General features: G+C 39.5%; 12 protein-coding genes and 1 other annotated feature. All 12 genes read right to left on the bottom strand.

The features are described from left to right. Positions 1–113: 113 nt before the first annotated feature. Positions 114–728, bottom strand: coding sequence for an orotate phosphoribosyltransferase (pyrE, locus tag NYE61_RS00545; RefSeq protein ID WP_251658697.1), 615 nt, complete (start codon positions 726–728; stop codon positions 114–116). Further along, positions 712–1,425, bottom strand: coding sequence for an orotidine-5'-phosphate decarboxylase (gene pyrF, locus NYE61_RS00540; RefSeq protein ID WP_095308529.1), 714 nt, complete (start codon positions 1,423–1,425; stop codon positions 712–714). The genes pyrE and pyrF overlap by 17 nt, the downstream gene beginning before the upstream one ends. Next, on the bottom strand, positions 1,422–2,339 hold the full coding sequence (locus tag NYE61_RS00535) for a dihydroorotate dehydrogenase (RefSeq protein WP_095308528.1): 918 nt from the start codon (positions 2,337–2,339) through the stop codon (positions 1,422–1,424). Before NYE61_RS00535 ends, pyrF begins: the two co-directional genes overlap by 4 nt. Then, positions 2,336–3,085 (bottom strand): dihydroorotate dehydrogenase electron transfer subunit, encoded by a 750-nt coding sequence (locus NYE61_RS00530; protein ID WP_275669470.1) that lies wholly within the window; start codon positions 3,083–3,085, stop codon positions 2,336–2,338. Before NYE61_RS00530 ends, NYE61_RS00535 begins: the two co-directional genes overlap by 4 nt. Continuing rightward, positions 3,085–6,288, bottom strand: coding sequence for a carbamoyl-phosphate synthase large subunit (gene carB / locus NYE61_RS00525; protein WP_095308525.1), 3,204 nt, complete (start codon positions 6,286–6,288; stop codon positions 3,085–3,087). Before carB ends, NYE61_RS00530 begins: the two co-directional genes overlap by 1 nt. After that, positions 6,281–7,381 (bottom strand): carbamoyl phosphate synthase small subunit, encoded by a 1,101-nt coding sequence (locus NYE61_RS00520; protein WP_251658689.1) that lies wholly within the window; start codon positions 7,379–7,381, stop codon positions 6,281–6,283. The genes carB and NYE61_RS00520 overlap by 8 nt, the downstream gene beginning before the upstream one ends. After that, positions 7,374–8,657: a dihydroorotase gene (locus tag NYE61_RS00515; RefSeq protein ID WP_095308523.1), complete on the bottom strand. Its 1,284-nt coding sequence runs from the start codon at positions 8,655–8,657 to the stop codon at positions 7,374–7,376. Before NYE61_RS00515 ends, NYE61_RS00520 begins: the two co-directional genes overlap by 8 nt. Then, the gene (locus NYE61_RS00510; protein ID WP_095308522.1) at positions 8,614–9,540 is read right to left on the bottom strand and encodes an aspartate carbamoyltransferase catalytic subunit; all 927 of its coding nucleotides are present in this window, start codon (positions 9,538–9,540) and stop codon (positions 8,614–8,616) included. Before NYE61_RS00510 ends, NYE61_RS00515 begins: the two co-directional genes overlap by 44 nt. A 233-nt stretch (positions 9,541–9,773) precedes the next feature. Next, complete coding sequence (gene pyrR / locus NYE61_RS00505; RefSeq protein ID WP_118888956.1) at positions 9,774–10,316, bottom strand: bifunctional pyr operon transcriptional regulator/uracil phosphoribosyltransferase PyrR; 543 nt, start codon at positions 10,314–10,316, stop codon at positions 9,774–9,776. Between the two features lie 259 nt (positions 10,317–10,575). Continuing rightward, the gene (locus tag NYE61_RS00500) at positions 10,576–11,487 is read right to left on the bottom strand and encodes an RluA family pseudouridine synthase (RefSeq protein ID WP_095308520.1); all 912 of its coding nucleotides are present in this window, start codon (positions 11,485–11,487) and stop codon (positions 10,576–10,578) included. After that, complete coding sequence (gene lspA / locus NYE61_RS00495) at positions 11,484–11,954, bottom strand: signal peptidase II (protein WP_095308518.1); 471 nt, start codon at positions 11,952–11,954, stop codon at positions 11,484–11,486. Before lspA ends, NYE61_RS00500 begins: the two co-directional genes overlap by 4 nt. Before the next feature lie 143 nt (positions 11,955–12,097). Continuing rightward, entirely contained in the window at positions 12,098–14,854 is a 2,757-nt protein-coding gene (gene ileS / locus NYE61_RS00490; RefSeq protein ID WP_095308517.1) for an isoleucine--tRNA ligase, read from the bottom strand. A 68-nt stretch (positions 14,855–14,922) separates the two neighbouring features. Then, positions 14,923–15,142, bottom strand: a binding site (T-box leader). Between the last annotated feature and the right edge of the window lie 39 nt (positions 15,143–15,181).

Here is a 15,181-nt window from a genome sequence, read left to right as displayed (position 1 = left end):
ACGGAAAGCATCCGCCCGGAGCGATCCCGGACGGCGATTGTTGCACATACTTGAAGAAAACAGCCGAGAAGTTAGTTCGTAGTTTCTTTCTTATAATAAACTTAAATCAAACACTATAAACTATTACGCCACTCTAGTAATTCAGATTTATTGGTTGTAGTCAGCTTGCCGTCTTCTACAAGCGCTTCTATTAACGCATCAAAGTTTGTTATCGTATCAAAGGTAATTGCTTCAGCTGCAAATTGATCTGTTGCTTTTTTTAATCCATATGTAAAGATTGCAAAGACAGCTAGAACGTCGGCTCCTTCTGCTTGGAGTGCTGTAGCAGATTCGATGGAGGATCCGCCAGTGGAAATTAAATCTTCAATAACAAGTACTTTTTGTCCCCTGGATATTTTTCCTTCAATTTGATTTCCCTTCCCATGTCCTTTTGGCTTTGAACGTACATAAACCATTGGAAGGTCTAATTTTTCAGCTAGCCACGCTGCATGAGGGATTCCAGCAGTTGCACAGCCTGCAATAATATCCGGTTTTTCCTCCATTGCAGCGATTTTTTCAGCGAACGCAGTTACGATTTTTTTACGTACAGCTGGGTAAGACATCGTCAAACGGTTATCGCAATAAATCGGCGACTTGATTCCCGATGTCCATGTAAAGTAATCATTTGCATTAATTTGTACTGCTTTTATTTCTAATAGCTCCCTTGTTAATTCATCCTTTAATGCCATGCTTCCACTCCTCGACTATTTGCTGATATGCTTCATACGGATTCGACGACTTTGTAACACTTCTGCCGACGACAATGTAATCTGAACCATTGTCCTTGGCGAAGCTCGGAGTTGCAATCCGTTTCTGGTCATTTTTATCTGAATCTGCCAAACGAATGCCTGGCGTTACAGTTAAAAAAGTATCTCCACATAATGCCTTGATTGACATCGCTTCATGCACAGAACAGACGACACCATCTGCACCATTATCATGAGCAACAGCTGCGAAATAAGCAGCATTATCAACCACATTACCCGAAATTCTTAGTTGTTCATTCAGTGTTTGCTGCTCCATTGAGGTTAAAATCGTAACAGCAATTAGTTTTGGGATCTTCTCATTGTTACTACTAACAAGCCCTTCTTTTGCATAACGAATCATTTCACCTCCACCAAGAGCATGTACATTAACCATATCCACCCCTAGACTAGCGATATTTCTCATAGCACGCATTACCGTCGTTGGTATATCATGTAATTTCAGATCAAGAAAAATAGGATGGTTCCGTTCTTTAAGCTTCTTAATAACAGCAGGGCCCTCATGGTAGAATAGCTCCATTCCAACTTTCACAGGTATGCCGTAAAGCTGGTTATTATCAAGAAATTGCTTTGTAGCTTGCCAATTTGGAAAATCTAATGCTAAGTAAATTTTCTCCTTCATACGGGTATAATCCCCTTTCCAATTACTTCTTCCACTGAATCAAATCCATAGCGCTCTAATGTTGCTGGCAATGCATCAATAATTTCAGGACATATATACGGATTGGAAAAATTCGCTGTACCGACAGCTACAGCACTTGCTCCTGCTAATAGAAATTCAAGCACATCTTCTGCATTTGTCACGCCGCCCATTCCAATAATCGGAATATTAACATGCTGTCTCACTTCATATATCATACGAATTGCTACTGGTTTTATAGCTGGGCCAGACAAACCGCCTGTTTTATTCGCAATCAATGGTTTTCTTGACTGCAAATGCATTTGCATTCCTGTCAATGTATTAATCATTGATAAACCATCTGCACCTGCTGCTTCTACCGCTTTCGCCATCTCAACTATATTAGTAACATTTGGTGAGAGCTTCACATAAACCGGAAGATTGCTAGCATTTTTAACAATTTCAGTGACCGTCGCTGCCATTGCTGGATCCGTTCCAAACTGGATGCCGCCTTCTTTTACGTTCGGACATGAAATGTTTAACTCAATAGCATGTACAAGCTCTGTTTCGTTAAATGCACGAGCAACTGCTTCATATTCAGTTGTCGTACTGCCAGCAATATTGGCAATGATACTTGTATCGTATGCTGCAAGAAATGGAACTTCATTTTCAATGATGTTTTTCACTCCAGGATTTTGCAAACCAATTGCGTTCAACATGCCAGATGCTGTTTCTGCAACACGGGGAGTTGGGTTGCCTAAACGCTCTGTTCCAGTTGCTGCTTTCATGATAACTGCACCAAGCTTGCTTAAATCATAAAATGTACTATATTCTCTTCCGAATCCAAAGCATCCTGATGCAGGCATGATCGGGTTTTTCAACTCAAGACCGGGTAAATGTACTGCTAAATTTGTCATAAGGATACCTCCTGCGCATGAAATACTGGTCCATCACTGCAGATTTTCTGATAGCTTTTCCCGTCATTTGTGGGAATAACACATGCCATACATGCTCCAACTCCACAGCCCATCCGCTCTTCCAAGGAAATTAATCCAGGTTTTGTAGGAAGTTTTTTCGTAATTGCTTTAAGCATTGGAACTGGTCCACAGGAAAAGTAAGAATCAAAGTCCCCAGCTCTTTCAATGATGTCCGTAACAAAACCTGTTTCACCATATGAACCGTCATTTGTCACAATAAAGGTCTCTCCAAGTGCTCTAAACTTTTCCTCATAAAATACATTTGTTTTTGTCTGGAATCCAAGAATTGAAATGACCTGACATTGCTTTTCTGCAAGTTTTTTCCCAAGGTAGTACAATGGAGGAACGCCAATCCCACCACCTATTAAAAGATATGTTCCTTGTTTATCCTCAATCTGAAACCCATTTCCACTCGGACCAAGTACATTAAAGGACATACCAGCTTGATAGGTTGCAAGCTTTTCGGTACCTTTACCTAAAATTTTAAATAAGATGGTAACTGTTTCTTTTTCTCGATCGATATCCGCAATGGAAATAGGACGTCGCAAGGTATGTCCCTCAATTGAAGCATGCAAAAACTGACCCGGAATAGCAGTTTTACTAATAAACGTATTTTCAAGTACCATTTCAATTGTATCCAGTGCAATATTCGTTACAGATTTAATTATCATTTTTTCCTTTTGTATCATTGTCTTATAGCCTCTTTTTCTCCTATTGGTTTTGCGCTAAATGTTGTTGAATCAATCACATTTAAAATGGCATTTGCAGTATCCAAATTTGTTAAACAGGCGATACCATGTTCAACCGTCTGCCTACGAATTAAGAAACCATCTGACCTTGGCTTTTTACCCGAATTAAGTGTATTTACTACAAATTGAACATCCCCATTCTCCATAATCGAAAGTACATTTGGTTCGATTGATCCAATTTTTGCTACTTCAATAATTGGGAAATCTCCTGCTTCTCTTACATATGCAGCCGTGCCTTCTGTTGCATAAAGCACGAATCCAAGTTGATGAAAACGTTCAGCGACTTTCAGCATTTCTGCTTTATCCTTATCCGCCACTGTTAATAGGACCCCACCATCTTGTGGGACAGTATAGCCTGCAGCAATTAATCCTTTATACAATGCCTTTTCCAGTGTCTTATCATAACCGATTGCTTCCCCGGTTGATTTCATTTCAGGTCCTAAGAACGTATCAACACTTCGGAGTTTCTCAAAGGAAAATACTGGGATTTTTACAGATACATTGCTATCTTCTGGTAGAATGCCAGTCTCAAAGCCTAAAGCTTTCAATTTTTCTCCTAAAATACATTTTGTTGCAATAGCTGCCATGGTTACACCTGTAATTTTGCTTAGGAACGGAATTGTTCTACTTGCTCGTGGGTTGACTTCAAGAATATATACGTCTTCTCCACGAATAATGAACTGAATATTAATCAATCCTTTTACATGAAGTGCTTTAGCAATCTGTTCAGCAGCTGCCATACATTTTTGTTTTACCGAATCACTTAGCCGTTGTGGTGGATAGACTGCCATGGAATCACCAGAATGTACACCAGCACGTTCAATATGTTCCATTATCCCAGGTATAATCGTTGTTTCGCCATCACTTATAGCATCAACTTCAGCTTCAATACCAGTAAGGTATTTATCGATTAAAATTGGGTGCTCTGCGTTTAAATGATTTGTCTTTCTTAGATAGGCTTGTAACTCTTCGTCATCATAAACAATTTCCATCCTGCTTCCACCAATCACATAGGAAGGTCTTACAAGTACTGGATAGCCAATTTCGTCTGCAACCTCCAAAACTTGTTCCAGCTTCTGGACAGCTTTGCCCATTGGTCTTAGTAAATTCAATTCATCTAGTAATGTTTCGAATTTATCACGATCCTCTGCACGATCAATTGCTTCCAAGCTAGTACCTAAAATAGCAACGCCCCTTCGCTCTAATCCCGCAGCTAGATTAATTGCTGTTTGACCACCAAATTGTACGATAACTCCTTCTGGCTGCTCCAAGTCCACTACATGCATAACATCTTCAAGTGTCAATGGTTCAAAATAAAGCTTGTCAGAGATACTAAAATCGGTAGAAACCGTTTCTGGATTATTATTCATAATAATAGCTTCGTAGCCCATTTCTTTAATCGCAAGCACCGCATGAACAGTCGCATAATCGAATTCGATTCCTTGACCAATTCGAATTGGTCCAGAGCCAAGGACTAGAATTTTTTTACGATTTGATGCAATCGATTCATTTTCATCCTCGTATGTACTGTAAAAATAAGGCGTTGCTGATTCAAATTCAGCTGCACAAGTATCCACCATTTTATAAACTGGCTTCAAATTCTCATTCATTCGATATGTATAAATTTCATCTATTGATATGTTCCACATTCTTGCTATCTGTGCATCAGAGACACCAACACGTTTTGCCTTTTTCAAAATTTCTTTTGAAAAGTGCTGTTCCTGCAATTCTTGCTCAAGCTTTACTAACTTCTCGAATTTCACAAGAAAGAAACGATCGATCTTTGTTAACTGAAAAATTCGTTCCACCGTCATTCCCCTGCGAAATGCTTCAGCGATAACAAAAATCCGTTCATCATCTGCCTTTTCCATACGCTCTATGAGTTCTGTTTCGGAGAGATTCGTTAGAGATTTCAACCAGAGTTCTTCAGTTCCTAGCTCTAAAGAACGGATACCCTTTAATAAAGATTCTTCAAAATTACGTCCAATTGCCATCACTTCTCCAGTTGCTTTCATTTGTGTTCCTAATTTGCGGTCACCAGCTGTAAATTTATCAAATGGGAATCTAGGAAACTTCGTTACAACGTAATCTAGTGCTGGTTCAAATAATGCATACGTCGTACCAGTTATCGGATTGATAATTTCATCAAGTGTATACCCAACAGCAATTTTGGCAGCTACTTTTGCAATTGGATAACCCGTTGCTTTAGAAGCCAATGCAGATGATCTGCTTACCCTAGGATTTACCTCAATTATATAGTAATTAAAGCTATCCGGATCAAGCGCGAGCTGCACATTGCAACCACCTTCAATGGACAGTGCACGGATAATTCTTAACGAAGCATTTCGGAGCATTTGGTACTCACGGTCACTTAATGTTTGTGATGGTGCAACAACAATTGAATCCCCAGTATGAATACCGACAGGGTCTACATTCTCCATGTTACAAACGACGATTGCCTGGTCATTCTTATCTCGCATTACTTCATATTCAATTTCTTTAAAACCAGCGATATTTCGTTCGATAAGACATTGATCAGCAGGCGATAGTGCTAACCCATTCTTCGTTATTTCTTTTAGTTCCAGCTCGTTATAGCACATCCCGCCACCAGTACCACCAAGTGTATACGCTGGTCGAACAATTAATGGATAACCAATTTCTGCGGCAAAAACAAGCGCTTGTTCCACCGTATTGACAATCTTGCTTTCTGGAACAGGCTCTTTTAATGCGTGCATTAAATCTCTAAATTTCTCACGGTCTTCTGCCTTTTGAATGGCCTCTAATGTTGTTCCTAACAACTCCACATTGTACTGGGAAAGAACACCACTTTGGTCTAATGCCATCGCTAGATTCAGTCCAGTCTGTCCGCCAAGTGTTGGCAGTAATGCGTCAGGCTGTTCTTTGCGAATGATTTTTGTCAAAAATTCAACTGTTAATGGCTCCATATAAACCTTGTCAGCTACCGTATGGTCTGTCATAATCGTTGCCGGGTTTGAGTTTGCAAGAATAACACTATATCCTTCTTCCTTCAATGCTTGACAAGCCTGTGTACCAGAATAATCGAATTCCGCTGCCTGGCCAATTACAATTGGTCCAGAACCGATAACCAATATTTTTTGGATTGCTGTATTTTTAGGCATATACTTCTTCCCCCCGTTTCACTTGAGCCTCTTCAACCATCTGTAAAAATACATCAAATAAATCATTTGTATCCTCAGGTCCTGGTGATGCTTCTGGGTGATATTGTACAGAAAAAGCAGGGTAATTCCTGTGTCGAATACCTTCTACGGAATTGTCATTCAACGCTAATTGCGTTAGCTCAAGTGCTGTATGTTTCAACGATTCAGCTTTAACTGCATAACTATGATTCTGTGAAGTAAGATACGTTCTTTCATTCTTTAAATCTTTCACGGGATGATTCGATCCACGGTGGCCAAATGTCATCTTCTCTGTGTCTGCACCACATGCCAGTGCTAGTAACTGATGACCGAGACAAATACCGAATATCGGAACCTTGCCTAAAATAACCTTAATCATTTCAATTGCTTCTGGAACAAGCTTTGGATTTCCTGGACCATTTGTCAGCATTAATCCATCTGGCTTTAGCCGCAAAATTTCTTTTGCACTGTAATTATAAGGGACTACTGTTATATGGCAGTCACGCTTCGTTAATTCTCGTAAGATTCCATGTTTTGCACCGAAATCAACCATGATAATCCGCTTTCCACGTCCAGGAACAACATACGGCTTAACTGTTGATGTCTTTTTCACCTGATCAGTGGAGAGAAGTAGATTTTTCGCTTGATCAATAAGCACTTCTGATGAAACATCTACATTTGAAATAATAGCTTTCATTGTTCCATGCTTTCGAATTATTTTGGTCAGCTTTCTTGTATCCACCCCGGCGATTCCCGGAATACCATGCGCTTTAAGAAATTGGTCTAAGTTCTCCTCCTGCCTAAAGTTAGACGGTGCATCACACACCTCTCTCACAATTAATCCGTTAATAAAAGGAGTGACTGTTTCAAAATCATCCCTGTTAATTCCGTAGTTTCCGACAATTGGATAGGTCATTGTTACAATTTGACCACAATAAGATGGATCCGTTATTACTTCTTGGTAGCCAGTCATTCCAGTGTTGAATACAACTTCTCCGTTTGATTCACAATCACTTCCAAACGCTTCACCAATAAATATCGTTCCGTCTTCAAGAACCAATTGTCTTTTACGCATGAACTGCCTCCTTATACACTACTTTACCTTCTACCATGGTTACGACTGGGGTACCTTTAACACGCCAGCCGTCGAATGGCGTATTCTTTCCCTTCGAATAGAACGTGTCTTTATCGATAACATTTTCTTTTTCAAGGTCAACTACTGTAATATCTGCAACCTTTCCAACCTCAAACGATCCATACGGAAGGTTAAAAACGTCTGCTGGCTTTGCCGTCATCCATTTAACTAGCTGCAGAAGTGAAATCTTCCCTGTCTCTACTAAATGTGTATATAGAAGCGGGAATGCCGTTTCAAGTCCTACGATTCCAAATGGAGCTTTGATAAACCCTTTTGCTTTTTCTTCGGCTGCATGTGGTGCATGATCTGTTGCGATAAAGTCAATCGTCCCATCAAGCAATCCATCGATTAGTGCTTGCTGATCTTCTTTCGCACGCAGTGGGGGATTCATTTTGAAATTCGTATCTGCTTCGCGAATGTCTTCTTCATTTAATAGTAGGTGATGTGGTGTGACTTCCGCAGTAACATGGATACCTGCTCGCTTTGCGTCACGGATTACACGTACAGATTCCTTTGTACTTACATGACAAACGTGATAATGACAATTCGCAGCTTCTGCAAGCAGTACGTCTCTTGCAATTTGTACCGATTCACTTAAAGAAGGAATTCCTGGTAGGTTTAACCGTTCACTAACCTCTCCATCATGAGTGACACCACCATACACAATTGAATTATCCTCACAGTGTGCGACAATTGCTGCGTCACATGCTGCAGCTTCCTTCATGGCGGAAAGCATTTGGTCAGCCGTTTGAATGCCTACTCCATCATCGGTAAAAGCAAATGCGCCTAGTTCCTGTAATTCCTTAATATTTGTTCGTTCTTCCCCTTTTAGTCCCTTTGTTATTGCTGCATAAGGGAGAACGCGAACTTTCGCATCCGTGTTAATTTTTCCCCATAGTGCTTCCAATGCTTCTTTACTGTCTGGCACCGGATTTGTATTTGGCATAGCACATACTGTCGTATAACCTCCACGTGCTGCAGCTTCTGTCCCTGTCAAAATTGTTTCCTTATGCTCTCCACCTGGTTCACGTAAATGAATATGGACATCAATAAATCCTGGCAAAACAAGCTTTCCTTGTAAATCAATTATCTCGTCTGCTTCTTCAGAAATAATAGGTGCAATTTCTTTTACTTGTTTTCCTTCGATTAAAATTTCGCATACTTCGAATTCATTAGTAGCTGCTAACTTTTTGGCGTTTTTCAATAAAGTTTTCATTCATAATCCCCCATTCATTTAATACGTGTGACATAATTGCCATTCTTACATAGACACCATTTTCCATTTGTTTAAAAATTCGTGAGCGTCTGCATTCTACTAAATCGGTATCAATTTCTACTCCACGATTAATCGGCGCTGGATGAAGAATAATTGCCTCCTCCTTCATCTTCTTTTCTCTTTCTTTTGTTAATCCATAAAGATCCAAGTAATTGTTTGTTTCATTTTTTTGCACATGTCGCTCATGTTGAATTCGGAGAAGCATCACAACATCGCATATCTCTACTGCTTCATCAATTGAAATATAAGGAAATTCAAGCTCTGGGTCCTCAAATCCGGGAGCAGCACATAAGTATACTTCTACACCCAATCTAGCAAGTGCTTTTGCATTGGAGTGAGCAACTCGACTATGTTTGATGTCCCCGACGATTACAATCTTCAATCCTTCGATCCGTCCATATTCCTGATAAATCGTCAAGAGGTCGAGCATGCATTGTGTTGGATGCTCTGCCTTACCAGCCCCTGCATTAATCATTGGTATGGAAATCTTTCCTTCTAGCGCCTCATACCAATTATCATCTGGATGGCGCACAACTAAAAGGTTCGCTCCGATTGCTTCAAATGTCTTTGCTGTATCATAAAGCGACTCTCCTTTTCGTACGCTTGATGTGTCCTCATGAAAATCAAGTGCTTCAAATCCCATTTTTCGTTGCGCTACGATAAAACTCATTTTTGTTCTCGTGCTAGGTTCAAAAAAGAGATTGGCTGTAAACAATTGCCGAGTCAAATCCTTCATCTTCTGGTTTCGGTAGCTCTCTGCTCTTTGTATCATGGAATAAATATCCTTTTCTGTTAGCTGATCAACCGATATAAAATGTCTCATCATATCCTCTCCTTTTAAGTGAGCGTTTTAGGATTTCGGGTCGAACTTGAATGCTTTATGGATGTGATTACGGGTCTCCAGTTACCTACAGTGGTTCCCATTTGAATAGTTACAAGAGCAATAAAAAAACCTCTTTGCAAAAAGGCTGCAAAGAGGTAGACGTGTAGTGTATACACGCATTTCTTAACACAACCTTTCAAATCTCTCTGGATTTGCTTAAAAGTTGTAACTATTTATTTTTCATAGATCGAAACATGTTCTGCTTCATCCGTTTCATCAAGTTGAACGACTATAATCTCTTTATCAGAGGTTGGAATATTCTTACCAACATAATCTGCGCGAATGGGCAACTCTCGGTGACCCCGATCGACAAGTACACCAAGCTGGATTCTTGACGGTCTGCCAATATCCATTACGGCATCCATTGCAGCGCGAACTGTGCGTCCTGTATAGAGGACATCATCAATCAAAATAACATTTTTTCCTGTTAACTCTACATCAATCGTTGCAGATTTAATTTCTGGTTCATTATCTGTTGTCGCTTTTTCCAAATCATCACGATAAAGTGTAATATCAAGTTCACCAAGTGGAACGTCGATCGCTTCTATTTGCTTAATCTTATCGTGAACTCGTTTAGCAAGTGGAACTCCTCTTGTTTTTATACCTACAAGCACTATATCTTCGCCGCCTTTATTCTTCTCCAATATTTCATGGGACATTCTGGTCAATGCCCTATTGATGGCAGCTGTATCTAATATCTCTGTTTTTTTATTCAATCACTTGCACCCCGTTTCTTAGAAAACTTGGCATTCGCAAAGCATTTAGGCGAATGTCTTAGTTGCACTTATACAGGTAGGAAAGTTTTATACTTTCTTATCTGCATAAAAAATAAAAACCCTCTTCTCCTGTAGGAAAAAAGGGTTTTGAACATACGATACCTAACGAACAAACCGTTCCTTTTTAGCCTCACAGGACTATTATTTAAAGGTCACCTTTATTAATCTTCATTCATTATTACAAACTAATTATCATCTGTCAATACATATTCTTTATTTTTCCCAGGACTTCTTGAAAGACTTTTGGAGCTTCCACTTCAAACTCCATCCATTCATTTGTTCGTGGATGCGTAAAGCCTAATGTCTTCGCATGAAGAGCTTGACCATCTGCATCTAGTGTTTTACGTTGGCCATATTTCGGATCACCAACAAGCGGAAAACCGATATACCTCATGTGTACTCTGATTTGATGCGTACGTCCTGTTTCAAGCTGACATTCTACATGGGTATAGTCAGGAAAATGCTTGATAACTTTAAAATGCGTCACTGCAGGTTTACCACTATCAACAATTCCCATTTTTTGTCGGTCTTTTGGATCTCTGCCTATTGGTGCATCAATGATACCGGATTCGTGACCGATCTCTCCATGGACAATCGCTTCATATTTACGTTTTACTTCCTTCGTTGCTAGCTGTTCTGATAACTTCATGTGTGTGTGGTCATTTTTCGCTACGACAAGCAGGCCACTCGTATCCTTATCAATACGATGAACAATTCCCGGTCTTTCTACACTGTTGATTCCGGATAAATCCTTACAATGGTGCAAGAGTGCATTTACTAATGTACCAGTCTGATGTCCTGCAGAAGGGTGAACAACCATTCCTTTTGGTTTATTAATTACTATTAAATCAGAATCCTCATAAATAATCTCTAATGGAATATCCTCGCCTTGAATATTCAGCTCTTCAACTTCTGGAATAGACCATGTTAACACTTCGCCTGTTTGACATTTATAATTTGCCTTTACTTCCGCTTCATTTACGAATACATGCCCTTTACTAATCCATCCCTGAATCTGCGAGCGAGATCGCTCTGGGTTAATGGCAGCAAGCAGCTTATCGACTCTTGTTTTATTTTGTTCCTCTGTTACTTCATGTTGAAATTGTGTCATTTTTTGGCCTTTCCTTTCTTTCGTTCATCCATAATCGTTGCAATAATGACGATAATAACACCGATAGTTAAAGCAGAATCGGCAACATTAAAAATAGGGAAATTATAATTAAAAATATAGAAATCAGCAAAATCAACTACTTCCTGATGGAATAAACGATCAATAAAGTTACCGATTGCGCCACCAAGAACGAAGCTAAGGCCAATTGCTAGTAATGTATCGTTTTTGGCAAACTTTTGCATGTAATAGATAATGCCGATTACAACGACCGCTGTTACAATATAGAAAAACAGCATTTGACCTTGTAAGATTCCCCAGGCTGCTCCTGAATTTCGATGTGATGTAATATAAAAGAAGTTTTCGATTACCGTTATCCGCTCACCAAGTTCCATCGTGCTTACAATTATCCATTTTGTTAGTTGATCGATTCCGATAATAAAGAGCGCGATGACATAATACCAGATCATCTTTTATCCCCCGCTTCATCCGTATTCACAAGAAGTTAAAAACCTCTATCAAGTCTTTTTTTATAGTATACTTTATTCTTCACTTTTTCAATAATAATAGCCCCCTTATTTCAAGAGGGCTATTATGAATTACACGCTTTTCATTATTCGGTATAATGCTCTTTTACTACTGCTGCACACCGCGAGCATAGTTCCGGATGGTCATGGTCCTCGCCAACTGTTTCTGAAGCAACCCAACAACGTTCACATTTTTCCCCAGGGTGCTTTTCAACAGCTACATCAACAAACTTGTATTCTTTTGCAGATGCATTGCTTTCGCTTAAAACAGCTTCAGATACGATTAAGAATTGATGTAAATGTTCCATATTTGTTAAGACTTCTTTTGTTTCCTCATCTTTTGGAACAATTGTAATTTTTGCTTCTAATGATTTACCGATAACTTTATCATTTCGTGCTTCTTCTAATGCTTTCAGTACATCATCACGAACATTCATAAAATGATTCCACTTCGGAGCTAATGCGTCCATTCCAGCAATTTCTCTTGGTTCTGGAATATCTGTCAATTGTACACTCTCTGCTTCTGCCCCTGGGATATATTCCCACACTTCATCTGTTGTATGTGGAATGATTGGTGTGAGTAGCTTAACCAATGTTGTCAATACTTCATAATAGCCAGTTTGAATACTACGACGACGTTTATTGTCAGCTGCCTCGATATAGAGAACGTCTTTTGCAAAGTCTAGATAGAACGAGCTTAGATCAACTGCACAGAAATTATGAATTTGGTGGAAAATTGGTGCATACTCATACTTCTCATAGCTTTCACGCACATCAGATAGCAATTTCTGTAAGCGATGCAGCATGTAACGATCCACTTCTTCCAATTCATGTTCAGCTACTGCATCTGTTGCTGGATTAAAATCAGCAAGGTTCGCAAGCAGGAAGCGGAATGTATTACGGATTTTACGATATGCTTCTGAAGTTTGTTTCAAAATATCGTTCGAAATACGTACATCGGATTGATAATCAACAGAAGCAACCCATAAACGTAAAATATCAGAGCCAAGCTGTTTTTGCACTTTGGATGGCACAATGACATTTCCAAGTGATTTACTCATTTTTCTTCCGTTACCATCAAGTACAAACCCATGACTGATAATCGTTTTATAAGGTGCTTTCCCTGTAACTGCTACTGCTGTTGATAATGAGGAGTTAAACCAACCACGATATTGGTCACTTCCTTCAAGATAAATATCTGCTGGTCTACGATGATCATCACGGTTCATTAATACTCCTTCATGAGAGGAGCCGGAATCAAACCAAACATCCATAATATCTGTTTCCTTCGTGAATTGACCATTCGGGCTATACTCTGATGTAAATCCTTCTGGCAGCAAGTCCTTCGCTTCACGCTCAAACCATACGTTTGATCCGTGTTCTTTAAACAATTCAGAAACATGATTAACCGTTTCGTCTGTAATAATCGGTGTACCGTCTTCACCATAAAATACAGGAATTGGAACACCCCATGCTCGTTGTCTTGAGATACACCAGTCTTCACGGTCACGCACCATATTGTAAAGTCTCGTTTCACCCCAGTTTGGATACCAGTTTACTTCCTTAATTTCAGAAAGAATATCTTGACGGAAGTCTTTAATAGATGCAAACCATTGAGCTGTTGCACGGAAAATTGTCGGCTTTTTCGTACGCCAATCATGTGGATAGGAATGTGTAATAAAGCTCATTTTTAATAGTGAACCTGTTTCTTCCAGTTTTTCGGTAACCACTTTATTGGCAGCATCGTAGAATAAACCCTCAAAACCAGGAGCTTCTTCCGTAAATACTCCTTTATCATCAACTGGACAAAATGCTTCAATGCCATATTTTTTTGACACATAGAAGTCATCCTCCCCATGTCCTGGAGCGGTATGAACACAACCAGTTCCAGCATCAGTCGTTACATGTTCACCAAGCATTACGAGCGAGTCACGATTATAGAAAGGATGTTTTGCTACAACACGATCTGCTTCTTGACCTTTAAATGATTTTACGACCTTTACATTTTCCCAGCCTAGTTCTTCAGCAACATCTTCCAGTAAAGCGTGTGCAAGTACATACTTTTCACCGTTTGCTTCTACTACGTTGTACTCTAGATCGGGATGCAAACTAATTCCCAGGTTAGCTGGAATGGTCCATGGTGTTGTCGTCCAAATGATGAATTTCTCTCCACCATCGAATAAGTCTTTTCCATCACGAACTTCAAACGCCACATAAATAGAAGCTGAACGCTTATCCTGATACTCAATTTCTGCCTCTGCTAATGCCGATTCAGAAGAAGGAGACCAATAAACCGGTTTTAAGCCTTTGTAGATATAGCCTTTTTTTGCCATTTCCCCAAATACTTTAATTTGTGCAGCTTCATAGTCTTTCGTCAGTGTAATATATGGATTATCCCAGTCACCACGTACACCAAGCTGTTTAAATTGTGTGCGTTGACTATCCACTTGTCCGAGTGCATATTCTGCACATAGCTGTCTAAATTCAGCTACACTCATTTCTTTTCGTTTGACTTTCTTGTTCTTCGTTAAAGCTGTTTCAATTGGCAGTCCATGTGTATCCCATCCTGGAATATATGGGGCATGGTAACCCGTCATGGATTTATAGCGGGTAATAAAGTCTTTCAAAATTTTATTCAATGCATGCCCGATATGAAGATCTCCATTTGCATACGGTGGTCCGTCATGTAAAACAAATAACGGTCTTTCTTTTGTACGTTCAAGACTCTTTTCGTATAGATTTGCTTCTTCCCATTGTTCTTGACGTTTTGGCTCTTTATTTGGTAAATTTCCTCGCATAGGAAATTCTGTTTTCGGCATTAATAATGTTTCTTTATAATCCATTTATGCTTCCTCCTTAAGTTATTTAATGGCGCTTGCGCTTTTGAATACAAAAAAGCCTTCTTCATCCCAAAAGGGACGAGAAGACTCGCGGTACCACCCTTATAAATTCAAAATTGATATTTTAAATTCACTCGACATCCGTAACGGGGATAAGCCGTCCATCACTACTAAATTTCACAATGGATACTCAAGAGTGATTTTCTAAAAGAGTGCTGTACCAGGCTCACACCATCTCCTAGCTCGCTTTTCAGCAACGTCCTTTTATACTTTCTCTTTCAACGTATTGTTATTATAATTGACATATCTTGTATGAATTATATGTAATAT

The sequence above is a fragment of the Oceanobacillus sp. FSL W7-1304 genome (genome assembly GCF_037969805.1).
GTDB classification, from domain to species: domain Bacteria; phylum Bacillota; class Bacilli; order Bacillales; family Amphibacillaceae; genus Oceanobacillus; species Oceanobacillus profundus.
The sequence above is the reverse complement of the archived record's forward strand: the minus strand, read 5'-3'. Positions and strand labels throughout refer to the sequence as shown.

Bases quoted from the DNA above. Each gene is read 5' to 3' on its own strand.
- NYE61_RS00515 (WP_095308523.1), bottom strand. From the start codon at position 8,657: ATGAAAACTTTATTGAAAAACGCCAAAAAGTTAGCAGCTACTAATGAA.
- NYE61_RS00535 (WP_095308528.1), bottom strand. From the start codon at position 2,339: ATGACAAATTTAGCAGTACATTTACCCGGTCTTGAGTTGAAAAACCCG.
- pyrE (WP_251658697.1), bottom strand. From the start codon at position 728: ATGGCATTAAAGGATGAATTAACAAGGGAGCTATTAGAAATAAAAGCA.
- lspA (WP_095308518.1), bottom strand. From the start codon at position 11,954: ATGATCTGGTATTATGTCATCGCGCTCTTTATTATCGGAATCGATCAA.
- NYE61_RS00500 (WP_095308520.1), bottom strand. From the start codon at position 11,487: ATGACACAATTTCAACATGAAGTAACAGAGGAACAAAATAAAACAAGA.
- ileS (WP_095308517.1), bottom strand. From the start codon at position 14,854: ATGGATTATAAAGAAACATTATTAATGCCGAAAACAGAATTTCCTATG.
- NYE61_RS00510 (WP_095308522.1), bottom strand. From the start codon at position 9,540: ATGAGACATTTTATATCGGTTGATCAGCTAACAGAAAAGGATATTTAT.
- NYE61_RS00520 (WP_251658689.1), bottom strand. From the start codon at position 7,381: ATGCGTAAAAGACAATTGGTTCTTGAAGACGGAACGATATTTATTGGT.
- pyrF (WP_095308529.1), bottom strand. From the start codon at position 1,425: ATGAAGGAGAAAATTTACTTAGCATTAGATTTTCCAAATTGGCAAGCT.
- carB (WP_095308525.1), bottom strand. From the start codon at position 6,288: ATGCCTAAAAATACAGCAATCCAAAAAATATTGGTTATCGGTTCTGGA.